The sequence below is a fragment of the Pseudomonas sp. GW821-FHT09E04 genome, from assembly GCF_059416185.1.
In genome coordinates, this window is sequence record NZ_JBWKOR010000004.1 from 754,600 (window position 1) to 781,352 (window position 26,753).

The 26,753-nt window shown below is 61.3% G+C and carries 27 protein-coding genes; 12 read left to right on the forward strand and 15 right to left on the reverse strand.

What is annotated here, in order from left to right; all coding sequences use genetic code 11:
* Window positions 1-22 precede the first annotated feature (22 nt).
* Complete coding sequence (locus tag AC07N4_RS18525) at window positions 23-328, reverse strand: c-type cytochrome (RefSeq protein ID WP_085713044.1); 306 nt, start codon at window positions 326-328, stop codon at window positions 23-25.
* Window positions 329-519: 191 nt separating this feature from the next.
* On the opposite strand from AC07N4_RS18525, the gene yihA reads away from it, so the two are divergent.
* Window positions 520-1,164, forward strand: a complete 645-nt coding sequence (gene yihA, locus AC07N4_RS18530) for a ribosome biogenesis GTP-binding protein YihA/YsxC (protein WP_085606393.1) — start codon at window positions 520-522, stop codon at window positions 1,162-1,164.
* A 413-nt stretch (window positions 1,165-1,577) separates the two neighbouring features.
* On the opposite strand, the gene polA is transcribed toward yihA, so the two are convergent.
* Entirely contained in the window at window positions 1,578-4,382 is a 2,805-nt protein-coding gene (gene polA / locus AC07N4_RS18535) for a DNA polymerase I (protein WP_493065553.1), read from the reverse strand.
* A gap of 74 nt (window positions 4,383-4,456) precedes the next feature.
* Here polA and AC07N4_RS18540 point away from each other — a divergent pair, with 74 nt between their 5' ends.
* Both AC07N4_RS18540 and AC07N4_RS18545 read left to right on the forward strand, forming a co-directional pair.
* Complete coding sequence (locus AC07N4_RS18540; RefSeq protein ID WP_493065552.1) at window positions 4,457-4,747, forward strand: DUF2782 domain-containing protein; 291 nt, start codon at window positions 4,457-4,459, stop codon at window positions 4,745-4,747.
* Between the two features lie 60 nt (window positions 4,748-4,807).
* Entirely contained in the window at window positions 4,808-5,761 is a 954-nt protein-coding gene (locus tag AC07N4_RS18545) for a homoserine kinase (RefSeq protein WP_493065551.1), read from the forward strand.
* Between the two features lie 42 nt (window positions 5,762-5,803).
* Here the strand turns inward: AC07N4_RS18545 and AC07N4_RS18550 are convergent, their stop codons facing one another.
* On the reverse strand, window positions 5,804-6,724 hold the full coding sequence (locus AC07N4_RS18550; protein WP_102621161.1) for a zinc ABC transporter substrate-binding protein ZnuA: 921 nt from the start codon (window positions 6,722-6,724) through the stop codon (window positions 5,804-5,806).
* Window positions 6,725-6,790: 66 nt separating this feature from the next.
* Between AC07N4_RS18550 and zur the strand changes: the two genes are divergently transcribed.
* Genes zur through AC07N4_RS18570 form a run of 4 tightly spaced genes read left to right on the forward strand, consistent with a single transcriptional unit; the run spans window position 6,791 to window position 9,590 of the window.
* The gene (zur, locus tag AC07N4_RS18555) at window positions 6,791-7,273 is read left to right on the forward strand and encodes a zinc uptake transcriptional repressor Zur (RefSeq protein ID WP_011331783.1); all 483 of its coding nucleotides are present in this window, start codon (window positions 6,791-6,793) and stop codon (window positions 7,271-7,273) included.
* On the forward strand, window positions 7,273-8,058 hold the full coding sequence (gene znuC, locus AC07N4_RS18560) for a zinc ABC transporter ATP-binding protein ZnuC (protein WP_096822428.1): 786 nt from the start codon (window positions 7,273-7,275) through the stop codon (window positions 8,056-8,058). The genes zur and znuC overlap by 1 nt, the downstream gene beginning before the upstream one ends.
* Window positions 8,051-8,839, forward strand: a complete 789-nt coding sequence (znuB, locus tag AC07N4_RS18565; RefSeq protein WP_065260666.1) for a zinc ABC transporter permease subunit ZnuB — start codon at window positions 8,051-8,053, stop codon at window positions 8,837-8,839. Before znuC ends, znuB begins: the two co-directional genes overlap by 8 nt.
* A gap of 37 nt (window positions 8,840-8,876) precedes the next feature.
* The gene (locus AC07N4_RS18570) at window positions 8,877-9,590 is read left to right on the forward strand and encodes a PA5502 family lipoprotein (protein WP_102621160.1); all 714 of its coding nucleotides are present in this window, start codon (window positions 8,877-8,879) and stop codon (window positions 9,588-9,590) included.
* Between the two features lie 37 nt (window positions 9,591-9,627).
* Here AC07N4_RS18570 and katE read toward each other — a convergent pair whose 3' ends face one another.
* Complete coding sequence (gene katE / locus AC07N4_RS18575) at window positions 9,628-11,769, reverse strand: catalase HPII (RefSeq protein ID WP_493065550.1); 2,142 nt, start codon at window positions 11,767-11,769, stop codon at window positions 9,628-9,630.
* A 259-nt stretch (window positions 11,770-12,028) separates the two neighbouring features.
* On the opposite strand from katE, the gene AC07N4_RS18580 reads away from it, so the two are divergent.
* The 3 genes from AC07N4_RS18580 (at window position 12,029) to AC07N4_RS18590 (ending at window position 14,558) form a co-directional block, all read left to right on the forward strand.
* On the forward strand, window positions 12,029-13,036 hold the full coding sequence (locus tag AC07N4_RS18580) for a methionine ABC transporter ATP-binding protein (protein WP_493065549.1): 1,008 nt from the start codon (window positions 12,029-12,031) through the stop codon (window positions 13,034-13,036).
* Window positions 13,036-13,710, forward strand: a complete 675-nt coding sequence (locus AC07N4_RS18585; RefSeq protein WP_096822432.1) for a methionine ABC transporter permease — start codon at window positions 13,036-13,038, stop codon at window positions 13,708-13,710. The genes AC07N4_RS18580 and AC07N4_RS18585 overlap by 1 nt, the downstream gene beginning before the upstream one ends.
* A 74-nt stretch (window positions 13,711-13,784) precedes the next feature.
* Window positions 13,785-14,558: a MetQ/NlpA family ABC transporter substrate-binding protein gene (locus tag AC07N4_RS18590; RefSeq protein WP_096822433.1), complete on the forward strand. Its 774-nt coding sequence runs from the start codon at window positions 13,785-13,787 to the stop codon at window positions 14,556-14,558.
* Between the two features lie 282 nt (window positions 14,559-14,840).
* Here the strand turns inward: AC07N4_RS18590 and AC07N4_RS18595 are convergent, their stop codons facing one another.
* From AC07N4_RS18595 to AC07N4_RS18615, 5 genes are read right to left on the reverse strand one after another with little or no spacing between them, the layout of a single operon-like run.
* Window positions 14,841-15,476 carry an SCO family protein gene (locus tag AC07N4_RS18595; RefSeq protein WP_085733848.1) on the reverse strand — a complete coding sequence of 212 codons (636 nt, stop codon included), beginning with the start codon at window positions 15,474-15,476 and terminating at the stop codon, window positions 14,841-14,843.
* Window positions 15,473-16,372 carry a heme o synthase gene (cyoE, locus tag AC07N4_RS18600; RefSeq protein ID WP_085733847.1) on the reverse strand — a complete coding sequence of 300 codons (900 nt, stop codon included), beginning with the start codon at window positions 16,370-16,372 and terminating at the stop codon, window positions 15,473-15,475. The genes AC07N4_RS18595 and cyoE overlap by 4 nt, the downstream gene beginning before the upstream one ends.
* Window positions 16,360-17,439 carry a COX15/CtaA family protein gene (locus AC07N4_RS18605; RefSeq protein WP_273537541.1) on the reverse strand — a complete coding sequence of 360 codons (1,080 nt, stop codon included), beginning with the start codon at window positions 17,437-17,439 and terminating at the stop codon, window positions 16,360-16,362. The genes cyoE and AC07N4_RS18605 overlap by 13 nt, the downstream gene beginning before the upstream one ends.
* 10 nt (window positions 17,440-17,449) lie before the next feature.
* Window positions 17,450-18,043 (reverse strand): PA_0111/PP_0108 family redox-active disulfide protein, encoded by a 594-nt coding sequence (locus AC07N4_RS18610; protein WP_493065548.1) that lies wholly within the window; start codon window positions 18,041-18,043, stop codon window positions 17,450-17,452.
* Window positions 18,009-18,749: an SURF1 family protein gene (locus AC07N4_RS18615; RefSeq protein WP_273537544.1), complete on the reverse strand. Its 741-nt coding sequence runs from the start codon at window positions 18,747-18,749 to the stop codon at window positions 18,009-18,011. The genes AC07N4_RS18610 and AC07N4_RS18615 overlap by 35 nt, the downstream gene beginning before the upstream one ends.
* A 71-nt stretch (window positions 18,750-18,820) precedes the next feature.
* Here AC07N4_RS18615 and AC07N4_RS18620 point away from each other — a divergent pair, with 71 nt between their 5' ends.
* Entirely contained in the window at window positions 18,821-19,024 is a 204-nt protein-coding gene (locus AC07N4_RS18620) for a twin transmembrane helix small protein (RefSeq protein ID WP_065260656.1), read from the forward strand.
* 9 nt (window positions 19,025-19,033) lie between these two features.
* Here AC07N4_RS18620 and AC07N4_RS18625 read toward each other — a convergent pair whose 3' ends face one another.
* From AC07N4_RS18625 to coxB, 4 genes are all read right to left on the reverse strand, one after another.
* Window positions 19,034-19,921, reverse strand: coding sequence for a cytochrome c oxidase subunit 3 (locus tag AC07N4_RS18625; protein WP_085733844.1), 888 nt, complete (start codon window positions 19,919-19,921; stop codon window positions 19,034-19,036).
* A gap of 25 nt (window positions 19,922-19,946) precedes the next feature.
* Window positions 19,947-20,498: a cytochrome c oxidase assembly protein gene (locus AC07N4_RS18630; RefSeq protein WP_085733843.1), complete on the reverse strand. Its 552-nt coding sequence runs from the start codon at window positions 20,496-20,498 to the stop codon at window positions 19,947-19,949.
* 27 nt (window positions 20,499-20,525) lie between these two features.
* Window positions 20,526-22,112: a cytochrome c oxidase subunit I gene (gene ctaD, locus AC07N4_RS18635; protein WP_102621155.1), complete on the reverse strand. Its 1,587-nt coding sequence runs from the start codon at window positions 22,110-22,112 to the stop codon at window positions 20,526-20,528.
* An 82-nt stretch (window positions 22,113-22,194) separates the two neighbouring features.
* Window positions 22,195-23,322: a cytochrome c oxidase subunit II gene (gene coxB, locus AC07N4_RS18640; RefSeq protein ID WP_102621154.1), complete on the reverse strand. Its 1,128-nt coding sequence runs from the start codon at window positions 23,320-23,322 to the stop codon at window positions 22,195-22,197.
* Between the two features lie 369 nt (window positions 23,323-23,691).
* Here coxB and AC07N4_RS18645 point away from each other — a divergent pair, with 369 nt between their 5' ends.
* Window positions 23,692-24,324, forward strand: coding sequence for a hypothetical protein (locus AC07N4_RS18645; protein ID WP_096822440.1), 633 nt, complete (start codon window positions 23,692-23,694; stop codon window positions 24,322-24,324).
* A gap of 51 nt (window positions 24,325-24,375) precedes the next feature.
* On the opposite strand, the gene AC07N4_RS18650 is transcribed toward AC07N4_RS18645, so the two are convergent.
* Together AC07N4_RS18650 and AC07N4_RS18655 are read right to left on the reverse strand one after the other, a co-directional pair.
* Complete coding sequence (locus AC07N4_RS18650; RefSeq protein ID WP_493065547.1) at window positions 24,376-25,902, reverse strand: SulP family inorganic anion transporter; 1,527 nt, start codon at window positions 25,900-25,902, stop codon at window positions 24,376-24,378.
* Between the two features lie 90 nt (window positions 25,903-25,992).
* Window positions 25,993-26,724, reverse strand: a complete 732-nt coding sequence (locus AC07N4_RS18655) for a carbonic anhydrase (RefSeq protein WP_096822442.1) — start codon at window positions 26,722-26,724, stop codon at window positions 25,993-25,995.
* Window positions 26,725-26,753: the final 29 nt, after the last annotated feature.

Below are 26,753 nucleotides of genomic sequence, written 5' to 3' on the forward strand. Positions count from 1 at the left end.
AACTACGGCTAAGGGTTAAGAGTTATGGACCGGGTTTACTTCCGCTCATCCAGAGGATGATGGCCTGGTAATCCTCGGCACTGCAGTCCATGCACAAACCACGCGGCGGCATCGCCTTGAAACCCTGGGTCACGTGTTGCACCAGCGTCTCCATACCTTTCGCCAACCTCGGCGTCCAAGCTTCCTGATCGCCTCTTCTGGGCGCCATGGGGAGTTGGCCGGAATGACAGGCACCACAAACACGGTTGTACACTGCTTCCGGATCCTGTGTAGCCTGTGCGCTGTAAAGCGGCATCAAGACTCCGGCAGCCAGCAGCCATTTCGTCATAAAACGACCTTTTCAGGGTTGAGAGCGTTCTGCGTTCTAATGCGCAATCAAGGTCTGTCGCTCTCGTGAACTTCATCCTTCGCTGGGACAAAGCACACACAAAATCTGCGGCATTATATACTGGCGTCACTGAAACGGAAGCGACACCGCGTTCCGCGCCCAATCCCGGCGCCGCCCACATCGGAAATCCCATGCAACTCAAGAATCCCATCCTCGGCCTGTGCCAACAGTCCACGTTCATGCTCAGTGCCGCCAAAGTCGATCAGTGCCCCGACGACGAAGGCTTCGAAGTGGCGTTCGCCGGTCGTTCCAACGCCGGTAAATCCAGCGCGCTGAACACCCTGACTCACGCCAGCCTGGCGCGCACCTCGAAAACCCCGGGTCGCACACAGCTGTTGAACTTCTTCAAGCTAGACGATGAACGGCGTCTGGTCGACCTGCCGGGCTACGGTTATGCAAAAGTACCGATCCCGCTCAAGCAACACTGGCAGCGTCACCTCGAGGCTTACCTCGGTGGTCGCGAGAGTTTGAAGGGTTTGATTCTGATGATGGACATCCGTCATCCAATGACCGACTTCGACCTGCTGATGCTCGATTGGGCCGTTGCGGCCGGCATGCCGATGCACATTCTGCTGACCAAGGCCGACAAGCTGACCTACGGCGCAGCGAAGAACACGCTGCTCAAGGTGCAGTCGGAAATTCGTAAGGGTTGGGGTGATCTGGTGACAATCCAGCTGTTCTCCGCACCAAAACGCATGGGCCTGGAAGAGGCCTACACTGTGCTGGCGGGCTGGATGGAACTGGCAGACAAAGGCGCCGAAGCGGCGACCGAATAATCGGAATATAGAAAATTGGCTGTAGTGCGGTCAGGCAAGGCAAAAGTGTTAGTAAAAAGCGGAGTTTAGGGGACCTAAATGAGCATTTTTAGTAACGCTTTTAACGCAGCATGACCGCGCTACAGCCGATTTTGGGGCAAAAAAAGCCCCGGACTTCATATGGGGAGGGAGAAGTTCCGGGGTTCAAGTTCCGAACCGCTAGGGCGGGGTTCAGATATCTGCCAACACTTAACACAACATAGGAGCATCGAAGGGCTTCACCAGCCATTCAGTAACTCTGAGTGGCCTGTCGCAAGATTAGTTCAGATTCTTTTCAAAAAACTTTGGAATAAGCTCAAGAGCGATCAGAACTAAGCGTCATTCGATGCCTTTGCCGCGACGTCATGTCGCGGCAAAACCCCGTCCCAGAGGCCTCAGTGCGCCTCGTCCCAATTGTTGCCAACCCCGACTTCCACCAGTAACGGCACGTCCAGTTTCGCCGCTTCGCTCATGTGGACGCGAATTTCGTCGCGAACCTGATCGACCAGATCCTCGCGAACCTCCAGTACCAGTTCGTCGTGCACCTGCAGGATGACTTTGGCGTCCAGCCCCGAAGTGCTCAGCCAGTTATCCACCGCGACCATGGCTTTCTTGATGATGTCCGCTGCGGTGCCCTGCATCGGCGCGTTGATCGCCGTGCGTTCAGCGGCAGCGCGTTCCTGCGGCTTGTTGGAGTTGATGTCCGGCAGGTACAGACGACGGCCGAAGATCGTTTCCACGAAGCCTTGGTCTGCAGCCTGTGCACGGGTGCGATCCATGTATTCACGTACGCCCGGATAGCGCGCGAAGTAGGTGTCGATGTAGGCCTTGGCGGTCTTGGTGTCGACACCGATGTCCTTGCCCAGTTTCTGCGCGCCCATGCCGTAGATCAGGCCGAAGTTGATCGCCTTGGCGCCACGGCGCTGGTCGGATGTCACTTCGTTCAGCTCGACCTTGAACACTTCGGCCGCCGTGGCGGTGTGCACGTCCAGGTTGTTGCGGAAAGCGTTCATCAGGCCTTCGTCGCGGGACAGGTGCGCCATGATCCGCAATTCGATCTGCGAGTAGTCCGCCGCCAGCAGTTTGTAGCCTTTCGGCGCGACGAACGCCTGACGAATGCGTCGGCCTTCAGCGGTACGCACCGGAATGTTCTGCAGGTTCGGATCGCTCGACGACAAGCGGCCGGTCGACGCGACAGCCTGATGATACGAGGTGTGGATACGCCCGGTGCGCGGGTTGATCTGCTCCGGCAGGCGATCGGTGTAGGTGCTTTTCAGCTTGCTCATGGAACGGTGTTCCATCAGCACTTTTGGCAAGCGGTGATCGTCTTCGGCCAGTTTCGCCAGCACTTCTTCGGCGGTGGACGGCTGGCCCTTGGCGGTTTTCTTCAGCACCGGCAGGCCGAGTTTTTCGTAGAGGATCACGCCGAGTTGCTTCGGCGAGCCCAGGTTGAACTCTTCACCGGCGATTTCGAACGCTTCACGCTCCAGCGCGACCATCTTGTCGCCCAGCTCGATGCTCTGAACGCCGAGCAGTGCTGCGTCAACGAACGCGCCTTGACGCTCGATGCGCGCCAGCACCGGCACCAGCGGGATCTCGATGTCGGTCAGCACGCTGGCCAGGCTCGGGATGGCGCTGAGTTTTTCGAACAGCGTCTGGTGCAGGCGCAGGGTGACGTCGGCATCTTCGGCGGCATACGGCCCGGCCTGTTCCAGAGCGATCTGGTCGAAGGTCAGTTGCTTGGCGCCTTTGCCGGCGATGTCCTGGAAGCTCACGGTGGTGTGATCCAGGTACTTCTGCGCCAGGCTGTCCATGTCGTGACGGGTGGCGGTGGAGTTGAGCACGTAGGACTCAAGCATCGTGTCGAAGGCAATGCCGCGCACGGTGATGCCCTGGCTCTGATCGCCACCGATGGCGCAGTTGGCCAGGATGTTCATGTCGAACTTGGCGTGCTGGCCGACCTTGAGCTTGCTTGGGTCTTCCAGAATCGGCTTGAGCGCGCGCAACACGGTGTCACGATCCAGCTGCTCCGGCACGCCGATGTAGGAGTGGGTCAGCGGGATGTAGGCCGCTTCGTTGGCCTGCACCGCGAAGGACAGACCGACCAGTTGCGCCTGTTGGGCGTCGACGCCGGTGGTTTCGGTGTCGAAGGCAAACAGCTTGGCGTTCTTCAGTTTTTCCAGCCAGACGTCGAAACGGGCCTGATCGAGGATAGTTTCGTACGCGGCTTCAGCCGGAGCGACCGGCGTTTCTTCCGCAGGTGCGCTGAACAGATCGGCGGCCGGCTCAGGGGCAGCGGCGCTGCTCAGTTCCAGACGCTTGGCGTCGCGTTCCAGATCGTTGATCCAGCTCTTGAACTCCAGCAGGGTGTAGAGCTCAAGCAGTTGGGCCGGGTCTTCCGGGCCCATTTGCAGGTCGTCGAGGCCAATGTCCAGCGGCACGTCGACCTTGATGGTCGCCAGTTGATAGGAGAGGAAGGCCATCTCCTTGTGCTCTTCAAGCTTGGCCGGCAGGGTCTTGGCGCCGCGAATCGGCAGGGTCGGCACGATATCGAGCTGCGCGTAGAGCTCGGTCAGGCCGCCGTTGACGCCGACCAGCAGGCCGGACGCGGTTTTCGGCCCGATGCCGGGAACGCCGGGGATGTTGTCGGAAGAGTCGCCCATCAGGGCCAGATAATCGATGATCTGCTCCGGAGCGACGCCGAATTTCTCCTTCACGCCCTCCACGTCCATCGAACTACCGGACATGGTGTTGACCAAGGTAATGTGGCCGTCGACCAGTTGTGCCATGTCCTTGTCGCCGGTGGAGATGATCACCGGACGATTGGCGGCCGCGCTGCTGCGGGCCAGGGTGCCGATCACGTCATCGGCCTCGACGCCTTCGACGCACAGCAGCGGGAAGCCGAGGGCTTTCACGCTCTGGTGCAGCGGCTCGATCTGCACGCGCATGTCGTCGGGCATGCTCGGGCGGTTGGCCTTGTATTCGGCGTACATCTCATCGCGAAATGTCCCGCCCTTGGCGTCGAACACCACGGCGAACGGGCTGTCCGGATACTGCTTGCGCAGGCTCTTGAGCATGTTCAGCACGCCCTTGACCGCGCCGGTCGGCAGGCCTTTGGAGGTGGTCAGCGGTGGCAGCGCGTGAAAGGCGCGGTACAGGTAAGACGAACCGTCCACCAGGACGAGGGGGGCTTGGCTCATGAGCAGGATCAACCTTTTCGGCGGGTCCGGCGCTAGAATAGCGGGACCGTTGACGACAAAGGGACAAGGTTATCATGCGTACGTTAAATCGCTTGCTGCTGGTCAGTTTGATTGCAACCACGCCACTGGCCGCGATCGCGGCGGATGATGCGCCGTCAGCGGAACCGGAGGTCACCATCCGTACCGAAGGTGACAGGACCATCCAGGAGTACCGGCAGAACGGTTTCCTGTACGCGATCAAGGTGACTCAGAAGGGTTTCCCGCCCTATTTTCTGGTGCGCGCGGACGGTACTGATGCAAACTTCATCCGCTCGGACCAGCCGGATATGCTGATCCCCGCGTGGAAGATTTTCGAGTGGAAGTAGTTTCTTAATTTCAACCGGCGCCGACGCGATGGCGGCGCCAGAACTGAGCAGTTTTTAACCATGTCTGTGTTCACCCCCCTGGCTCGGCCCGAGCTGGAAACCTTTCTCGCCCCTTACGGGCTCGGCCGTCTGCTCGATTTCCAGGGGATCGCCGCCGGCAGCGAAAACACCAACTTCTTCATCAGCATGGAAAAGGGCGAGTTCGTCCTGACCCTGGTCGAGCGCGGCCCGGTGCAGGAAATGCCGTTCTTCATCGACCTGCTCGACGTCCTCCACGAAGCCGACCTGCCGGTGCCCTACGCGCTGCGCACCACTGACGGCGTGGCCCTGCGTGAGCTGAAAGGCAAGCCGGCGCTGTTGCAGCCGCGCCTGGCCGGCAAGCACATCAAGCAGGCCAACGCCCAGCATTGCGCGCAGGTCGGTAACTTGCAGGCGCACCTGCACCTGGCAACCCAGGGCAACAACATGATCAAACGCAAGACCGATCGTGGCCTGGACTGGATGCTGGAAGAGGGCACACAGTTTCTTTCGCACCTGAGCGACGCGCCGCGCGCTCTGCTGCAAACCGCGCTGGACGAAATCACGCAACAGAAAGACAAAATTCTCGCGCTGCCGCGGGCGAACATCCACGCCGACCTGTTCCGCGACAACGCGATGTTCGAAGGCACGCACCTGACCGGGCTGATCGACTTCTACAACGCCTGCTCCGGGCCGATGCTCTACGACGTGGCGATCGCCTTGAACGACTGGTGTTCGGACGATGATGGCCTGATCGACGGCCCGCGTGCGCGGGCCTTCCTCGGTGCCTACGCGGCACTGCGCCCGTTCACTGCGGCCGAGGCCGAGTTGTGGCCGACCATGCTGCGAGTGGCGTGCGTGCGGTTCTGGCTGTCGCGGTTGATTGCGGCGGAATCGTTCGCCGGGCAAGACGTGCTGATTCACGATCCGAAGGAGTTCGAGCAGCGTCTGGCGCAGCGTCAGCAGGTCAGCACACCGCTGCCGTTTGCCCTGTAAAAGAAAAAAACCGCAGCCTGTGCAGGCTGCGGTTTTTTTGTATTAGAGCGACTCCAGGCACCCTGCCAGATCATTCCCCAGCTTCTCCAGCACTTGCTCATAACCCTGAGCAGTTGCCGGCGTGTAGCCGCCCAACGCATCCAGCTCCGCCAGCTTCACCGGCAGGCCCGCCACCAGGGTTTCGGCCAAGCGTGGGCGCAACGGCGGCTCACTGAACACGCAAGTCTTGCCGACTTCCTGCAAGCGCGCACGCATCGCCGCGACATGCTGGGCGCCTGGCTGCACTTCCGCCGCAACGCTGAACACGCCGGTGTGTTTCAAGCCGTAGGCCTCTTCGAAGTAGTCGAAGGCTTCGTGGAAGACGAAGTAGGGTTTGCCTTCAACGCTGGCCAGGCGCTTCTTCAAACGCTGATCCAGCGCATCGAGACGCGCGTCGAACGCCTTGGCGTTGCTTTGATAGCGCTCGGCATTGGCCGGGTCGGCAGCGCTCAGGTCGGCGGCCATCTTGTCGGCAATAACCCGCGCGTTCACCGGCGATAGCCACAAATGCGCATCGAGAGTACCTGGGCGGTGATCATGATCATGCTCGTCGGCGTCTTCGGCGTGGGAGTGGCTGTCTTCGGCGAAGCGGCGCAGCTTCATGCCCGGCAGGTCCTGCACCGCGACGCTCGGCAGCGTACGACCATTCAGCACGCGAGGCAGGAAACCTTCCATGTCCGGGCCGATCCAGTACAGCAGGTCCACCGATTGCACCTTGCGCACGTCGGACGGGCGCAACGCATAGTTATGCGGCGAAGCCCCCGGTGGCAGCAGCACTTCGGGAATCGCCACGCCGTCCTGCACGGCGGCGGCAATCAATTGCAGCGGCTTGATGCTGGTGAGGACTCTGACTTCGGCCTGGGCCGAACCGATCAGCAGAAAACTGGCGACAAATGCCACAAAAACAGAAAAAAGTCGGGACACGATGACCACTCAAGGAGGCGAGAACGGGTAACATAATAACGTCTCTAACCAAACTCGTCGCCGCTCATGCCTATTACCCCGATTGCCAGCCGTCCCCACGACCACTCCCATTGCGTCCACAGCGCCCTGTCCGAGGCCGATGCCTTGTGTGCACAGAAAGGCCTGCGCCTGACCGCATTGCGTCGGCGGGTGCTGGAACTGGTCTGGCAGAGCCACAAGCCGCTGGGTGCCTACGACATTCTGGCGGTGCTCAGCGAGCAGGACGGCCGCCGCGCTGCGCCGCCGACCGTGTATCGCGCGCTGGATTTCCTGCTGGAAAACGGCCTGGTGCACCGCATCTCCTCGCTGAACGCCTTTGTCGGTTGCGTTCACCCGAAACATTCGCACCAGGGTCAGTTTTTGATCTGCCGCGAATGTCACGCGGCCATCGAGCTTGAGCAAAAAACCATCAGTGACGCCATCGTCCACAGCGCCAAAGACGTCGGCTTCATCGTCGAGGCCCAGACCGTCGAAGTGGTCGGTCTCTGCTCCGGTTGCCGGGGGGCTTGATGAGCGATGCGCTGATCCGTCTGGAGCAGGTGGCTGTCCGGTTTGCCGGGCAGAACGTGCTGGACAACATTCACCTGAGCGTCGAACCGGGGCAGATCGTCACCCTGATCGGCCCCAACGGCGCCGGCAAGACCACGCTGGTGCGCGCCGTGCTTGGGCTATTGAAGCCCGACAGCGGCAGCGTCTGGCGCAAGCCGAAACTGCGCATCGGCTACATGCCGCAAAAGCTGCACGTCGATCCGACCTTGCCGCTGTCGGTGCTGCGCTTTCTGCGGCTGGTGCCGGGTGTTGATCGCCCGCGTGCGCTGGCGGCACTCAAGGAAGTCGGCGCCGAGCACGTCATCGACAGCCCGGTGCAAAGCGTTTCCGGCGGCGAAATGCAGCGCGTGCTGCTGGCCCGGGCGCTGTTGCGCGAGCCGGAACTGCTGGTGCTCGACGAGCCGGTGCAAGGTGTCGATGTGGCCGGGCAAGCCGAGCTGTACAGCCTGATCACCCGCCTGCGCGACCGTCATGGCTGCGGCGTGTTGATGGTCTCCCACGACCTGCATCTGGTGATGAGCACCACCGACCAGGTGGTGTGCCTCAACCGTCACGTCTGCTGCTCCGGGCATCCCGAGCAGGTCAGTGGCGACCCGGCTTTCGTCGAGTTGTTCGGCAATCACGCGCCGAGCCTGGCGGTCTATCACCACCATCACGACCACGCCCACGACCTGCACGGTTCGGTGGTCAAAGGGCCTGTGACGGGCCAACCTCACGTTCACGGAGATAGCTGCAAGCATGGCTGATTTTCTGTTTTACGCCCTGCTTGCAGGTCTGGCGCTGGCGGTGGTCGCGGGGCCGCTGGGCTCGTTCGTGGTCTGGCGGCGCATGGCCTATTTCGGCGACACCCTGTCCCACGCCGCGCTGCTCGGCGTGGCGCTGGGCTTTCTGCTGGATGTCAGCCCGACCGTTGCTGTCACCGTGGGCTGCCTGCTGCTGGCGGTGCTGCTGGTAACCCTGCAACAGCGTCAGCCGCTGGCGTCCGACACGTTGCTGGGCATTCTTGCGCCGAGCACGCTCTCTCTCGGGCTGGTGGTACTAAGCTTCATGCATGAAGTGCGGATCGACCTGATGGCCTATCTGTTTGGCGATCTGTTGGCGATCAGTCCGACTGACCTTGCATGGATCCTCGGTGGCAGCGCGGCGGTGCTGGTGCTGCTGGTGACGCTGTGGCGGCCGCTGCTGGCGATCACCGTGCACGAAGAACTGGCCCGGGTCGAAGGCCTGCCGGTGGCCGGTTTGCGCATGGCGCTGATGCTGTTGATCGCGGTGGTGATCGCCGTGGCGATGAAAATCGTCGGTGTGCTGCTGATTACGTCGCTGTTGATCATCCCGGCAGCTGCGGCACAACGTCACGCCCGCTCGCCGGAGCAGATGGCACTGGGCGCGAGCCTGCTGGGCATGCTCGCCGTGTGTGGCGGGCTGGCGTTGTCCTGGTTCAAGGACACCCCGGCCGGCCCGTCAATCGTTGTGACGGCGGCCGCACTGTTTCTGCTGAGTTTTGTTCTGCCCCGTCGAGGGGTGTAGACTTGCTCGTTTTTTGCGCAAATAGAGAGTCGCAGGAATGAAGCCGTTCGCCTCCCGTTATCTGCTCCTTGTCGCATTTTCAGTGCTGCTGGGCGCCTGCCAAAGCACGCCGCCGGTGGCCGAAGCCCCCGATGCGCGGGCCACGGCCATCGCACAGCTGGAGCAAAGCCTGGCCAGCAGCGAACTGGCCACTGCCGAAGACCAATTGGCAGCCTTGCAGGCCGAAACGCCCAACGATCAGTCCCTTGAGCAATACCAGCGCCAGTTGGCCGAAGCCTATCTGCGCCGCAGCCAGATCGTCCTGCAGAAGGGCGATGTGAATGCTGCCGCAACTGCTTTGGCCCGCGCCCGCGCGCTGATGCCCAAGGCCCCGGCGCTGACCGGTGGCGTCAACGGTGCTATCACCGAAGCCCGCAAGGCTGAACTGGAGAAAGCCGAAGCGGCACTTCAGGCCGCCGAAGCCAAGCCGAAAGCCAAGGTGATCGATCCGACCGCCGAAAGCACCACGGTTGCGCTGAATATCACCGATAGCCGCAAACTTCGCCGTCAACTCGACGCGATCGCCGCCGATGTGGTGAATTACGACTGTGCGGTGAGCATTCAGGCGCCGCGCACCAATGATTACCCATGGCTGGCGACGTTGATCACCAAGCGCGTGAAGAAGCTCGATCCGGATTTCGATCTGCAGATCGAGAAACAGATCTTGCGCACAGTTCCGGCACAGATGGTCTTGAGCCCACGCAAACCTTGAATGACCGCAGCCTGCATTTCGCAGGCTGCGGTTTTTTTCAGGCCGGAATCGCCTTGGCCTTCGCTTCCCGATCCCAGACCCGATGCTGCCCGATCGCCGCAAAGAACGACTTGGTCAGCGCTTTCACATCCTTGCCCTCGATCAGCCCGGCATCCACCTCCAGCTTCAACACATCCAGTAACTGCCTGGCGTCGCCTTGCAGCGCAATTGCCTTCAGGTGTTTGTAAGCCTCCAGCAGGTAATGCAACGCCACGCCGTCACCACTCAACACCTTGACCGACGCCGCGCCACCCGGCACGAACACCGCGTCGAACGCCACCGAAGGCAAACCTTCCATCGACGCATCCACCGCCAGGCTTTTGCCATCGGCTGTCTTTACCGGCGCCGAGGTCGGGCCGAGCAATTTGGCATGCGCACCTTCTGCCGCCAGAGCCTTCTTCATCGCATCGATCGCTGCACCATCGACACCATTGGCCGCCAGAATCGCCACTTTTCGCGTCTTTATGTTCTCCGGCAACAGGTTGGCCTGACTCAGGGCCGGCGAGTGATCCAAAGATGTCTTGCGTACCTCGACCGTGCCTTTGGCCGGCGCTGGCAACCCAAGGTTGTGCGCCACGCGCTTGGCCAGTTCCAGGTCGATGTTGGCCAGAATCTCGTTCACTTCCCGGGCCCGAATGTGCTCCCGCTCAACCTTGCCCAGTTCGAAGCTGTAGGCCGAAATGATGTGTTCCTGTTCGTGCTTGCTCATGCTCTTGAAGAACAGCCGCGCCTGGGAGAAGTGATCGCTGAACGACTCGCTGCGCTGACGGATCTTGTTGGCGTCGATGCGTTCCGGGTAGCTTTCGAACCCGCCGTCCTGCGCGGCCGGTGGAGTTTCTTTCGGCCAGCCGCCATCAATCGAGTTCGGCTCGTAGGACGCGCGACCCTTGTCGATTACCGTGCGGTGCTGGGCATCGCGCTGGCCGTTGTGGAAGGGCGCGACCGGGCGATTGATCGGCAGCTCATGAAAGTTCGGCCCGCCGAGTCGGCTGATCTGTGTGTCGGTGTAGGAAAACAGCCGACCTTGCAGCAACGGGTCATTGGAGAAGTCGATGCCCGGCACGATATGGCCGGGGCAGAACGCGACCTGTTCGGTCTCGGCGAAGAAGTTGTCCGGGTTGCGGTTGAGGGTCATCTTGCCCAGCGGCGTGATCGGGACGATTTCCTCGGGAATCAGTTTGGTCGGGTCGAGGATGTCGAAATCGAAGTCGTGCTCGTTTTCCTCTTCGATGATTTGTACGCCAAGTTCCCATTCCGGGTAGTCCCCGGTCTCGATGGCCTCCCAGAGGTCGCGCCGATGGTAGTCAGTGTCTTTACCCGCCAGCTTCTGCGCTTCGTCCCACACCAGCGAACAGGTGCCGGCGGTGGGGCGCCAGTGGAATTTGACGAAGCGCGATTTGCCCTCGGCGTTGATCAGTCGGAAAGTGTGCACGCCGAAACCCTGCATGCTGCGCAGGCTTTTCGGGATGGCCCGGTCGGACATGGCCCAGATGACCATGTGCGCCGATTCCGGTACCAGCGACACGAAGTCCCAGAACGTGTCGTGAGCCGAGCCGCCGGTAGGCATTTCGTTGTGCGGCTCGGGTTTTACCGCGTGGACGAAGTCGGGAAACTTGATCGCGTCCTGAATGAAGAACACCGGCATGTTGTTGCCGACCAGGTCGAAATTGCCTTCGTCGGTAAAGAATTTCACGGCAAAACCACGCACGTCGCGCACGGTATCGCCGGAGCCGCGTGGACCTTGCACCGTGGAAAAGCGTACGAAAACCGGGGTTTTCTTCCCCGGATCCCGTAGGAAACCGGCCTTGGTCAGCGCCGAATGGTTCTCGTAGGTTTGAAAGAAACCATGTGCACCTGTGCCGCGGGCATGGACGATACGCTCGGGAATCCGCTCATGGTCAAAGTGCGTGATTTTCTCACGCATGATGAAGTCTTCGAGAAGCGACGGCCCACGGGGTCCGGCCTTCAAGGTGTTCTGGTTGTCCGCGACCTTCACGCCCTGATTGGTGCGCAGGGCCTGGCCGGTGGCGTCGGAGCGAAACTTTTCCAGGCTGTCGAGTTTGGCGTTGGTGTTGGCGCGATCCGGGGTGTTGGTCCCGGCCAGTTGGCTTTTGTCGGTGGCAGGCTTTTTGGTACTCATCAGACGTAAACTCCTCGTTTGACCCCGGTCGCGCCGGGGCTCTTGAGTGGTTCCCGGGCACGGTACCCGGAGTTTCAAGTCGCTTAACTAGTGACTGACGAGGGTTTTTGCCGTTCCTTTTTTATGACCTTTGATCGCGTTATTGCCAAATGAAAGGTTGAATGCGGAATAAATGCTAATAACCTCTATACGGACAGGCTAAAATGCGCGCCCGGCTAACCGCTGATCCTTTTCCAACGCGCCCCACAAGGTTCGCTACGTGATCGAGTTTCAAAACGTCCATAAGACTTACCGCGTCGCCGGTAAGGACATCACCGCGCTGCATCCGACCAGTCTCTCCATCGAGAACGGTCAGGTGTTCGGCCTGATTGGCCATTCCGGTGCGGGAAAAAGTACCCTGCTGCGTCTGATCAATCGCCTGGAAGAATCCAGTGGCGGCAAGATCATTGTCGACGGCGAAGAAGTCACCGCGCTGGACGCCAACGGCCTGCGCCGTTTCCGTCAGCAAGTCGGGATGATCTTCCAGCACTTCAACCTGCTGGCGTCCAAGACCGTGGCCGACAACGTCGCGCTGCCGCTGACCCTCGCCGGTGAACTGTCCCGCGCCGAGATCGACCAGCGTGTGGCCGAGTTGCTCAAGCGCGTCGGTTTGTCCGATCACGCGAAAAAATTCCCTGCGCAGTTGTCCGGTGGCCAGAAGCAGCGCGTCGGTATTGCCCGTGCCCTGGCGACCAAGCCGAAAATCCTGCTGTGCGACGAAGCCACCAGCGCCCTCGACCCGCAGACCACCGCGTCGGTGCTGCAACTGCTGGCCGAGATCAACCGTGAGCTGAAGCTGACCATCGTGCTGATCACCCACGAGATGGACGTGATCCGCCGTGTGTGCGATCAGGTGGCGGTGATGGACGCCGGCGCGATCGTCGAGCAAGGCTCGGTGGCCGACGTGTTCCTGCATCCGAAGCACCCGACCACCAAGCGTTTCGTCCAGGAAGACGAACAGATCGACGAAAGCGAGCAGCGCGATGACTTCGCTCACGTGCCGGGCCGCATCGTACGTCTGACCTTCCAGGGCGAAGCGACCTACGCGCCGTTACTCGGAACCGTCGCCCGGGAAACCGGTGTGGACTACAGCATCCTGGCCGGTCGTATCGACCGCATCAAAGACATTCCTTACGGGCAATTGACCCTCGCCGTCACCGGTGGCGACATGGACGCGGCGTTCGCCCGCTTCACCGCCGCTGACGTTCACATGGAGGTGTTGCGCTAATGGCAGACCTGATGAGTTTCTTCACCAATATCGACTGGTACGAAATCTGGCTGGCCACTGGCGACACCATGATGATGCTCGGCGGTTCGCTGCTGTTCACCGTGTTGCTCGGCCTGCCGCTGGGCGTGTTGCTGTTCCTGTGCAGCCCGCGTCAGTTGCTCGAAGCCAAAGGCGTGTACGCCTTGCTGTCGCTGGTGGTGAACATCCTGCGTTCGCTGCCGTTCATTATTCTGTTGATCGTGATGATCCCGTTCACCGTGCTGATCACCGGCACCTCACTGGGTGTGGCCGGTGCGATTCCGCCGTTGGTGGTGGGTGCAACGCCGTTCTTCGCGCGGTTGGTGGAAACCGCCCTGCGTGAAGTCGATCGCGGCATTATCGAAGCGACCCAGTCGATGGGCGCGACCACTCGGCAGATCATCATGAACGCCTTGTTGCCGGAGGCCCGTCCGGGCATCTTCGCGGCGATTACGGTGACGGCGATTACACTGGTTTCCTACACCGCAATGGCCGGTGTGGTCGGCGCCGGTGGCCTGGGTGACCTGGCGATTCGTTTCGGCTACCAGCGTTTCCAGACCGACGTGATGATCGTCACCGTGGTGTTGCTGCTGATTCTGGTGCAAGTGCTGCAAATGGCAGGCGACCGACTGGTCGTTCACTTTTCGCGCAAATAACCGGTTTTGTAATGACATGAGCCGGCCATTCGCTGGCAGGCGCCAGACGGGCGCCGTAAAAAGGAGTTAGCTGAATGAAAAAACTGATCGTTGCCCTGGCTGCCGTTGCAGCGTTCTCGGCCCACGCCGACGAAACCCTGACCGTTGCGGCCACCCCGGTGCCGCACGCGGAAATCCTCGAATTCGTGAAGCCGGTTCTGGCCAAAGAAGGCGTGGATCTGAAGGTCAAGGTCTTCACCGATTACATCCAGCCGAACGTGCAGGTGGCCGAGAAGCGTCTGGACGCCAACTTCTTCCAGCACCAGCCGTACCTCGATGAGTTCAACAAGGCCAAGGGCACCAGCCTGGTCGCCGTGACCGGCGTGCACCTGGAGCCGCTGGGCGCTTACTCCAGCAAGATCAAGAAGCTCGACGAGCTGCCAAGCGGCGCCAACGTGGTGATCCCGAACGACGCCACCAACGGCGGCCGTGCGCTGTTGCTGCTGGCCAAGGCTGGCGTGATCACCCTGAAGGATCCGACTAACATCCTGTCGACCGTCAAGGACATCGCCCAGAACCCGAAAGACCTGAAAATCCGTGAACTGGAAGCCGCGACCATCCCGCGCGTGCTGACTCAGGTCGACCTGGCGCTGATCAACACCAACTACGCGCTCGAAGCCAAGTTGGATCCGTCCAAGGACGCGCTGATCATCGAAGGCAACGACTCGCCTTACGTGAACATTCTGGTGTCCCGTGCGGACAACAAGGACAGCGACGCGATGAAGAAACTGGCCGCTGCCCTGCACAGCCCGGAAGTGAAGAAATTCATCACCGAGAAGTACAAAGGCGCGGTGTTGCCGGCGTTCTGATTGATATAGCTGCAACGAAAAAGGGGACGCCATGAGCGTCCCCTTTTTTGTGTCTTCGATTTGGGTTTTGTAGCGCATTTGAAATCGCGCCCTCACCCCAGCCCTCTCCCGGAGGGAGAGGGGGCCGATCGAGGTGTCTTGCGTCCTGCATCGACCTGAAAGATCTTGGCGATTATGGATTCAAAGCAATACGTTCAATTCGGTGTAGCTCGCCAATATCCCCCAATCAGTCCCCTCTCCCTCCGGGAGAGGGTTAGGGTGAGGGCAGGCTTTTGATCTTGGCTATTTGCGGTTCAACATCACCGGCAACTGCGCGACCAGTTTGGCGTTGTTCAACGGCGCCCGAATGAACCCGCGCTGTGTCCCGTCCGGCCCGATCACCGCAAGGTTTCCGCTGTGATCAACGGTGTAGTTCGGCTTGCTGGTGTCCGCCGGAATGAACGGAATGCTCACTGCGTTTGCCACCTTTTGCAGCTCCTCGATCGACTTCGGCGTCAGGCCGATGAACTGCGGATCGAAGTAGCCCAGGTACTGCTTCAACTGCGCAGGGTTATCGCGGTTCGGGTCGACGCTGACCAGCACGATCTGCAACTTGTCCACAGCATCCTTCGGCAGTTCGCTCTTGATCTGGCGCAGTTGGGCGAGGGTGGTCGGGCAGATGTCCGGGCAGAAGGTGTAGCCGAAGAACAGCAGGCTCCACTTGCCCTTGAGCTCGTTGACCGTGACCGGTTGGCCGTCCTGATTGGTCATCGTCACGTCCGGCAGGTTGCGGCTTTGCGGCAGCAGGATGATGCCGGCGTCGATCAGCGCCGTCGGGTCGCCCTGGCCCTTGCCGCTCAGCACTTTGTTGACGGTCAGGCCGAGGATCAGCGCGATCACGGCCACGAGGATGAAGACGGTTTTCTGGGTTCGAGTCATAGGTTCAACAGTAAGTAGTGGTCTACGAGCAGGGCGATGAACAGCAGAAACAAGTACCAGATAGAGTACTTGAAGGTGTTGATCGCCGCGTGCGGCCGAGTGCCACGGTACAGCACCACGGCCCATTGCAGAAACCTTGCGCCCAGGCCGAGGGCGCAGATCAGGTACAGCGCGCCGCTCATGTGGATCACGTACGGCAACAGGCTGACCGCCAGCAGGGCGAAGGTGTACAGCAGAATGTGCACCTTGGTGTAGTGCTCGCCGTGGGTGACCGGCAGCATCGGGATGTCGGCTTTCGCGTATTCCTCCTTGCGGTGGATCGCCAGCGCCCAGAAGTGCGGCGGGGTCCAGGCGAAGATGATCAACACCAGCAGCAACGGTTCGGCGCTGACGTGGCCGGTGGCGGCGGTCCAGCCAAGCAGCGGCGGTGCGGCGCCGGCGAGGCCGCCGATGACGATGTTCTGCGGCGTCGCGCGTTTGAGGAATCCGGTGTAGATCACCGCGTAGCCGAGCAGCGAGGCCAGGGTCAGCCACGCGGTCAGCGGATTGGTGAAGGTCAGCAGCAAGGCCTGGCCGAGCAGCGCCAGCACCAGTGCAAAGGTCAGTGCCGCCGTGGGCGAAACCCGGCCCTCGGCCAGCGGCCGTTTATGGGTGCGCGCCATGACGGCGTCGATGCGCCGATCCACCACATGATTGACCGCCGCCGCACCACCGGCACACAGCGCGATCCCCAGGTTGCCGAACACCAGCACCGTCCACGGCACGCCAGCGCGGGTCGCGAGGAACATGCCGACCAGCGAGGTGATCAGCATCAGCACCACAACTTTCGGTTTGGTCAGCTCCAGATAGTCTCGCCACAACGCCTGCGCGGGACGTTCGCCGATCAGAATCGCCATGGCGTCTCTCCTTTTATCGTGATGGGCGCGGCCGACTGTTTACGCGGGCTCAGGTGCCAGCGCGCAAGCATCGGTTGCTTGACCCGAACCAGACTGGTTCGCGCGTGATAGTTGACCAGCACCATGGTCAGCAGCAGTGCAGCGCCGCCGGCGTTGTGCGCCACGGCCACCGGCAGCGGCAGGTGAAACAGCACGTTGCTGATGCCGAGGGTGATCTGCGCAGCGAGGGCGATCAGCACCAGCCCGGCCAGCCGCGTCATGCCCACGACTTTCAGTTGCCACGCCAGTCCGAGCAGGACAATCGTCACCAGCAAGGCGCCGATGCGGTGGGTCAGGTGAATCGCCGTGCGCGCATCGCTGTCGAGTTGCCCGCCGAGGTAATTGGGGCCGATGTGTTGGGTCAGGTGAAAGCCGTTGGCGAAGTCCGCCGGCGGCAGCCATTGGCCGTGGCAGGTCGGGAAGTCGATGCAGGCCACCGCCGCGTAGTTGGAACTGACCCAGCCGCCGAGGGCGATCTGGCCGATCACCAATAGCAATCCGGCGGTGGCCCAATATTGCAGGCGCTTGGGTACGGTCAGTGCCGGCAACACGCCGGACAGTCTCAATGTCAGCAGAAACAGCAGGCTCAAGGTCGCGAAGCCTCCAAGCAAATGCCCGGTCACCACTTGCGGCCAGAGCTTGAGCGTCACCGTCCACATGCCGAACGCGGCCTGGGCGAACACCACCGCCAGCAGAAACAGCGGCAGCTTCAGCGGTTGCCCCGGATGACGGCGGTTAACCCAAGCGCGACCGGCCAGAATCGAGATCAACATGCCGAGGGTGCCGGCGAAGTAACGGTGGATCATCTCGTTCCAGCCTTTGTGCGCCTCCACGGGCGAGTCGGGGTAATGCAGTTCGGCATGGGCCAGTTGGGCTTCGCTTTTCGGCACGCTGATAAACCCGTAGCAGCCGGGCCAGTCCGGGCAGCCGAGACCGGCGTGAGTCAGGCGGGTGTAAGCGCCGAGCAGCACCACGATCAGCGCCAGCAGGGTGGCAAACAGCGCGAGGCGAAATCCAGGTTTGGCCATGACGATGCCCTTATCCGATGTTCGACAGTTTCAGCAGGTGGCGCAGGTCGTTGAGCAGATCCTTGCCCTTGACGCTCGGGTCGTAGCGCAGCACGAGATTGCCGTGGGGATCGATGATCCAAAGCTGTGGCGTGGTTTTGTCGCCGGTGGCTTTGCTGAACGCGGCGCTATCCAGTGGGTAACGTTGCAGCTGTGGATATTCGCGGCTCAGCTTGGCTTCGTAGTCGGCCGTCAGCGGTTGCGCGGCAGCGAGGGCATGGCTGGCGCGACCGGCATCGCGGCCGAGGCCGATCTGAATCTGCCGCGCCAGGTACACCAGTTGCTGGCAGTCCACCGCGCAGTCCTTCGGCGCGGTCACCAGCATCTGCCAGCGCTCTTCGTCAGCCGTTACGCCGAGGTCGGCACGGCTCTGGCCGTTGCCGATCAGTTCACCGTGATAGCTGCGACCGTCCGGCACCCAGAACTGCAGCTTGTACATGCCGGTGGCGAGGATCATCGGGCCGATCACGCCGAGCAGGATCAGCAGCAGTTGAATGCGGCCGCGACGGCGACTGGCCGGGGCTTTTGCTTCAGACATGCTGGGTGGATTCATGGCCGCTCCCATGGTGTTTCTCCTTTGCGTTGTGCCAGCCGAGATAGAGGTAAAGACCGAACAGGGCGGTGGCCATGGCGAACCACTGCACGGCGTAACCGAGGTGTTTTTCCGGGCCCATGGCAACCACCGGCCAGTCGACCTGATAGCTGGCGGGGCCGGGTTCTGCGCGTAATTCATAGGCGAAGCCGTCGCGCTCGAGGGTTTTCCACCATTTGGCGGGTTCGACGGCGGTGACGGTTTGCGGCCAGGTGCTGCTGACCGGGTCGGCGTGCAACTGGAAGGTCGCGCCGGGGGCGACATACACCCAGGCGTCGACATTCACGGCATCGGCCGGTGTCTTGAATTGCGGGGTAACGCGCCGGTCCGGCCACGGCAGCCAGCCACGATTGACCAGCAGCCACAGGCCGGTGCGCTGATCCTGAAACGGTTGCAGCAGCTCGACGCCGACCTTGCCGTCACGTTGACGGTTGTCCAGCAGCAGGCTGTGGGCGGCATCGAACTGGCCGTGCAGATGCACCCGGCGAAAGGCCGGATCGGTGCTGTGCACGAGCTCGGTGCTGGCCATCGGTTCGGCGGCGCGGCGTTCGGCGTAGCTGGCGAGCAGGGCGGTTTTCTCCGCGCCCCGGCCCAACTGCCAGAAACCCAGCGAAATCAGCAGCGGCAGCAGCAAGGCGACCACCAGCGTCGGCACGACGCCCGGCCGAAAGCGCTTCATGGCCGCGCCAGAAAAGCAGTGAATGCGACCGCTATACTTGATTGCATCGCCTGTACCCCCGGAGTCTTCCCATGCTCAAAGCAGCTATCGTCCTGATGCTGATTGCCACGGTGATCAGCCTGTTCAGCGGCCTGTTTTTCCTGGTCAAGGACGATAGCAGCTCGAATCGCCTGGTCATCGCCTTGAGTGTTCGGGTGGCATTGGCCGCTTGCACCGTCGGCTTGATTGCCTGGGGTTTCTACAGCGGCCAACTGGTGTCGCACGCGCCTTGGTAGCTCTGTCCTTCAGAGCACGTAAACGAAGATGAACAAGCCGATCCACACCACATCGACGAAGTGCCAGTACCAGCTCGCGGCTTCGAAGCCGAACTGGTGCTCGTTGTCGAAGTGGCCGCGCATGATCCGCATCAGCATCACGAACAGAATGATCGTGCCGATGGTCACGTGGGCGCCGTGGAACCCGGTGAGCATGAAGAACGTCGCGCCGTAGATGCCGGAACCGAGGGTCAGGCCCAGCTCGTGATAGGCGTGCATGTACTCCTCGGCCTGCAAGGCGAGGAAGCCGCAACCCAGCAGCACGGTGATCAACAGCCACAGCTTCAGCGCACCGCGATGACCTTTCTTCAGGGCGTGGTGAGCGATGGTGATGGTCACGCTGGAGCTCACCAGCAGGATGGTGTTGATCAGCGGCAGGCCCCACGGGCTGATGACTTCCTTGGGCGGCGGGAACAGTTTCGGATCCGGCGTGTGCAATAGCGGCCAGGTGAACTGGAAGTTCGGCCAGAGCATGTGGGCGATGCCTTTGGTACCTTCGCCGCCCAACGCCGGACCGGAAATGTGCCGCACATAGAACAGCGCGCCGAAGAAGGCGATGAAGAACATCACCTCGGAGAAGATGAACCAGCTCATGCCCCAGCGGAACGAGCGGTCCAGCTGCGGGCTGTACAACCCCGCGCGGCTTTCCTTGATCACTGTGCCGAACCAGCCGAACAGCATGTACGCCAGCAACAGGCCACCGACGAAAAAGATCAGCGGGCCGTGGGATTCAGGGCGCGCTGCCTTCAGATCGTTGAACCAGGTCGCCAGGCCGTACACCGTGGTGACCATGCCGATGGTCGCGACGATCGGCCATTTGCTCTGGGCCGGGACGTAATAGTGCTCATGAGTTGCCATTTATTGTTCTCCTTATCGGGCACGCTTAACCGCCAGTGTTTGCAGCCACCGGAGGATGTCGGGCGGTGATATCGAACAGCGTGTAGGACAGCGTCAGGTGCTTCACGTCCTTGGGCATGTCGCGGTCAACGATGAAACGCACCGGCATCTCGATCTGCTGACCGGGCTGCAGCACCTGCTGGGTAAAGCAAAAACATTCGGTCTTGTGGAAATACGCCGCCGCTTCGCTCGGGGCGATGCTCGGCACGGCCTGGGCGCTCATCGGTTTGTCGGTGGGATTGCGCGCGATGAAAATCATCTCGTTGACCGCGCCGGGGTTGGCCGTCAGTTCGTCATGCTTGGGATAGAAATCCCAAGGCATGTCGACATTGTTGGTCGACAGGAACTGCACCCGCACCTGCCGGGACTTGTCCACAACCTGCTCGCCTTCGTACTGCCCGGCAGTCTTGCCGTTGATGCCGAAGGCCTTACACATCACGTCGTAGATCGGCACCAGGGCAAAACCGAAGACAAACATCGCCACCACCACGCCGAGCAGTCGGGTCACCAGTTTCTTCAGCGATATCGAGTCAGCCATGGCGGCGGCCCTCAAGGGCTACGGGTTTCATTTCACTTCCGGCGGCGTGGTGAAGGTGTGATACGGCGCCGGCGACGGCACGCTCCACTCCAGACCTTCGGCGCCATCCCACGGTTTGGCCGGTGCCGGCTCGCCGCCACGGATGGTCTTGATCACGATGAACAGGAAGAAGATCTGCGTGGCGCCGAACATGAATGCGCCGATCGACGAGACCATGTTGAAGTCGGCGAACTGCAGGTTGTAGTCTGGAATCCGCCGTGGCATCCCCGCCAGTCCCACGAAGTGCATCGGGAAGAAGGTCATGTTCATGCCGACGAAGGACAGCCAGAAGTGCAGCTTGCCCAGGGTTTCGTCGTACATGTGGCCGGTCCATTTCGGCAGCCAGTAATAAGCCGAGGCGAAGATCCCGAAGATCGCCCCCGGCACCAGCACGTAGTGGAAGTGCGCGACCACGAAGTAGGTGTCCTGGTACTGGAAGTCCGCCGGGGCGATGGCCAGCATCAGCCCGGAGAAACCGCCGATGGAGAACAGGATCACGAACGCCACGGCAAACAGCATCGGCGTCTCGAAGGTCAGCGAGCCTTGCCACATGGTGCTGGCCCAGTTGAACACCTTCACCCCGGTCGGCACCGCGATCAGCATCGTCGCGTACATGAAGAACAACTCGCCCACCAGCGGAATGCCCACCACGAACATGTGGTGTGCCCAGACGATGAACGACAGGAACGCGATGCTCGCCGTGGCGTAGACCATCGAGGTGTAGCCGAACAGCGGCTTGCGCGAGAAGGTCGGGATGATCTGGCTGACGGCGCCGAAGGCCGGCAGGATCATGATGTACACCTCGGGGTGGCCGAAGAACCAGAACACGTGCTGGAACAGCACCGGGTCACCGCCACCGGCGGCACTGAAGAAACTGGTGCCGAAGTGGATGTCCATCAGCATCATCGTCACGCACCCGGCCAGTACCGGCATCACCGCGATCAGCAGGAACGCGGTGATCAGCCAGGTCCAGACGAACAGCGGCATTTTCATCAGCGTCATGCCGGGGGCGCGCAGGTTGAGGATGGTGGCGATCACGTTGATCGCGCCCATGATCGAACTGATCCCCATCAAGTGGATGGCGAAGATGAAGTAGGTCACGCTTTCCGGCGCATAAGTCGTGGACAGCGGCGCGTAGAAGGTCCAGCCGAAGTTCGGCCCGCCGCCGGCGGTGAACAGGGTCGAGACCAGCAGCAGGAACGCCGCCGGCAGCAGCCAGAAGCTGAAGTTGTTCATCCGTGGCAGCGCCATGTCCGGTGCGCCGATCATCAACGGGATCATCCAGTTGGCGAGGCCGACGAACGCCGGCATCACCGCACCGAACACCATCACCAGCCCGTGCATGGTGGTCATCTGGTTGAAGAACGCCGGTTCGACGATCTGCAGACCGGGCTGGAACAGCTCGGCACGGATCACCATGGCGAACGAGCCGCCGAGCAGGAACATGCAGAACGCGAACCACAGGTACAACGTGCCGATGTCCTTGTGGTTGGTGGTCAGCACCCAGCGCATCAGGCCTTTGGCGGGGCCGTGGGCGTGGTCGGCATGACCGTGGTCATCGATGACAGCGCTCATGGCCGGTCTCCTTCAAGTGAGTGGACTTGGCAGGCCGGGGCACCTTGCCCCGACCGGTTCACGAAGTACGCAATAGACCGGCTCATTTGCTTTCCGCCTGTTTCAGCTCCAGCACTTCTTTTGGCGTGACCATGTCGCCCTTGTTGTTGCCCCAGGCGTTACGTTCGTAGGTCACGACCGCTGCGATATCGACTTCCGAGAGTTGCTTGCCGAACGCCGCCATGGCGGTGCCCGGTTTGCCGAAGTACACGCGGTGCAGGTGATCGGCTTTCGGCCCGGTGGCAATCGGCGAGCCCTTGAGCGCCGGGAACATCGGCGGCAGGCCCTGGCCTTCGGCCTGGTGACAGGCTACGCAGGTGGTGTGGTAGATCTTGTCGCCGCGCTCCTTGAGCTCGTCGAGGGTCCATTCCTTGCTCGTCAGCTCTTTGAGCTGCGCAGCCTCGGCCTTGCGATCGGCGAGCCATTTTTCGTAGTCCGCTTTCTCTTTGACCTCGACCACGATCGGCATGAAGCCGTGATCCTTGCCGCACAGCTCGGCGCACTGGCCACGGTAGAGGCCGGGCTTGTCGATGCGCGTCCAGGCTTCATTGACGAACCCGGGGATCGCATCGCGCTTGACCGCGAAGGCCGGCACCCACCAGGAGTGGATCACGTCGGCAGAGGTGACGAGGAAACGCACCTTGGCCCCGGTCGGCAGCACCAGCGGCTTGTCGACCTCGAGCAGGTAATGCTCGCCCTTGGCTTCCTTGTTGTGGATCTGCTCGGCGGGCGTGGCCAGGTTGCTGAAGAACTCGACGTCCTGGCCCAGGTATTTGTAGTGCCACTTCCACTGATAACCGGTGATCTGGATATCGATATCCGGCTCACTGGTGTCGTACATGCGGATCAGGGTGGCGGTCGCCGGAACCGCCATCGCCACCAGGATCAGCAGCGGGACGACGGTCCAGAGAATCTCGACGGTGGTGCTTTCGTGGAATTTTGCGGCGACCTGCCCGGTAGAACGGCGGTGCACCATCATCGACCAGAACATGGCGCCGAAGACGATGATCCCGATCACCACACAGATCCAGAAAATGGTCATGTGCAGGTCGAATACTGCGTGACTGATTTCAGTCGCTCCAGGCGCCATATTCACAGTCCAGGCAGCGTGCACCGGGCTGAAAATCGACCACAACAGGAGGCCCATCCAGACGTGTGGATGTCGCATCATTGCGGGTTCCCCTTATCGTTCTTGTTATCCCGCCGGCTTTCGCCTGCGGCAAGGGAGCGGCTGCATCAGACTACGAACTTGAATCGCCGGGCCTTGCTGCGGGTGCAGTCGGGCGTCATCAGCTAACTCCATTCAATGGCGAGTATAGACAGCGGCTGAAAAATGCAATGCGCGGACGTCAATCGAGTGAAACAGCTGGCACTTGCGTTCCGGGGCACGAATGGAGAAGGATGCAGACGAGTGGTGGCAAACCGATATAACGCAGGTGTATCAAGGATGAAATAATTATGACAAATGCGTCTTAGCATTTTTCGTAAGCCAGCTAAGTTATGTCTTCCCTATTTCATTGCCTTGTTTCCTGGAGTTTTCATGAACACCGCCGCATTGCGCGAGCAGATCCACATAGCCCGACAACACGAGATTGAAACCGGAAAGCTGACCCGTCAGCTGGAAGCCCAACTGCAACACCTGCACCCGGCGATCCAGTTGCCGGAAACCGACGCCAATGGCGTGCTGACGCGTTTTGTCGCCGCCTACATCGACGAAGTGCCAGACCTGCTGGATGCAGCCAATGAAGTCGCCAGGGAAGCGGGAATCGAGTCACAGATCAAACCGGTGCTGAAAATCGCCGAACAGTACTTTCTCCAGCCGCCGGTCGGCCTGGACAGTCTGCTGGACGAAGCCTATCTGGCGCACCGCTTTGTCGAAGAGGTCAACGACCTGTACATCAAGCATTTCGGCCAGCCACTGATCCCCTTGGACATGACGGTCGCCAATCTGATTGCTCACCAGTTGCTCGGTGAGGAATTTGCCAATCAACTCGACGAAGTGGTGCACCACGCGGTGGACAGCATGCTCGACGACGACAGCTTTGCGCTGGAGTCGGTGGAAGCCTACCGCGAGAAACTCAGCAGCCCGGACACCGGTGCGGCGTGGAAACGCTGGCCGTGCATGAGCCGCCGTCTGGGCGTGGGCCTGGAACTGGATCAGCCTGCGGCTTGATCTCTGCGCAAACGATTGGGGGAACAGATTGCTCTGTTCCCCCAAATGTTTTCAGCCTGCCGCACCGATCCCGGTGGTGGTACGGATTCGTCCTTCAAGCCGTCGCTTCAATCCCCGCGACTCGATCAACAGCTTCGAACCCTTGGCCGCATTGGCCCGGCCCCACTCTTCCAGCAATTCCAGACACGAATGATCGATGTAGCTCAGGTTGTTGAGCGGCACGTGCACCGTCGTGCCCGCAGGAATGCTGCCCAGCACCTGAGTCAGCGCAGGCACCTTGAGAAACGTCGCCGCGCCCACCAGACGCAACTCCATTTCCCCGTCCTGCGGCAGATCGATCAGGCTGATCTTCAGCCGCGAAGCCTTGAACGCCAGTTTCACCAGGGTCAAACCGAAACCGATCAACACGCCGGTCAGCAGGTCGGTGAAGATGATCGCCAGCGCCGTCGCGGCGTAGGTGAACATTGGCATCCGGCCATACCGCCCCAGACCGCGAAAGGCTTTCAGATCCACCAGTTTGAAACCGGTGTAGACCAGCACCCCGGCCAGGCTCGCCACCGGAATGCTTTGCAGCACACTCGACAGCAACAACACGAAGGCCAGCAGCCACAGACCATGGAAAATCGTCGAGTAGCGCGTGGTGGCACCGGCCTGGACGTTGGCCGAGCTGCGCACGATCACCCCGGTCATCGGCAGCGCGCCGACCAGCCCGCAGAGCATGTTGCCGACCCCTTGTGCCGACAATTCGCGGTCGAAGTCCGAGCGCGGGCCGCTGTGCATGCGATCCACTGCGGCGGCGGAGAGCAGGGTTTCGGCGCTGGCGATGAAGGCCACGGCAAACGCGGCGATCAGCAGGGTCGGATCGGCCAGGCTCAGCAGATCCGCCGGTTTCAGCCAGTCGATGGCTTCTGCCAGGTTCGCCGGTACTTCAACCCGCTTCACTTGCAGCGCCAGCAACAGACTGGCGCCTGTCGCCAGCCCGACACCGAGCAGCGCGCCGGGAATGAAACGCAGTGAATGTGGACGGCATTTCTCCCACAGCCACATCACGGCGATGGTCGATAGCCCGAGCAACCCGGCCTGCCATCCAAACGACGGCAAGGCCTGGGCCACCGCACCGGGGAACGCTGTGAGGTTGTCCAGCCCCGAGGGCTTCGGCGCGGCATCCAGCATCACATGCACTTGCGAGAGCACAATCAGCACGCCGATCCCGGCGAGCATCCCGTAGACCACCGCTGGCGCCGTGACCCGAAACCAGCAACCGAGCTTCAGGCGCCCGGCCACCAGTTGCAGCAATCCCGCCAACAACAGGATCGGCCCGAGCATCTGGATCCCGTGCTGGCGCACCAGTTCGAACACCAACACCGCCAGACCCGCCGCCGGCCCGCTGACCTGCAACGGCGAACCCGCCAGCCAACCCACCACCAGCCCACCGATGATCCCGGTGATCAAACCTTTGGCCGGCGGCAGCCCCGAAGCAATCGCAATGCCCATGCACAGTGGCAGGGCGACCAGAAACACCACCACCGAAGCCAGCAGCTCCCGTGGCAACACAGCTTTCAATTGAGCCGCACGCATGATGACTCTCCCGAAGTTTTCTTCAGGCGTGGCGAAGCCTGGCCGCTGAAACAGCGACCGGCGTCAGACCACACGGATTTTTAGGAGGATTTAGAAGCGCGCTTTGGGCGTCGCCACCGGAATCGGATGGCTGCCATCGAGCGGCAGGAAGCGTCCCTGATCCGCGTCGTAAGCTTTGATTTCGCTGGTTTCGATGTTGTAGACCCAGCCATGGATGAACAGATGACCGTTCGCCATGCGCGAGGCTACCGAAGGATGGGTACGCAAGTGCTGCAGTTGGGCGATGACGTTTTCCTCGGTGAGGATCGGCATGCTTTCTTTTTCGTCGGTGCAGTTGCAGTTGTCATGCACCATGGTTTTCGCGACTTCGGCATGGCGCAGCCAGGCTTTGACTGTCGGCATCTTTTCCAGGCTGTCCGGATTGAGCACTGCGCGCATGGCGCCGCAATCGGAGTGGCCGCAAATGATGATGTGCTGCACGCCAAGCGCCAGTACCGCGTATTCGATGGCGGTGGAAACGCCACCGTTCATCTGGCCGTAGGGCGGAACGACGTTGCCGACGTTACGGGTCACGAACAGATCGCCGGGGGAGCTCTGGGTGATCAGTTCTGGGACGATGCGCGAGTCGGCGCAAGTGATGAACATCGCCCGTGGCGACTGGGCCGTGGCGAGTTTCTTGAAGAGTTCTTCCTGTTGCGGAAAGACCTCATGATGAAAATGCAAAAAGCCGTCAACGATATGTCGCAGCGCTGCATCGGCGGATTCCGCCCCAGGGACGGCTTGCGCCGACGCAGCCAACGGCTGTTTATCCTTGTCACTCATGATTCATCCTCTTTGGCGGATTCGGGGAG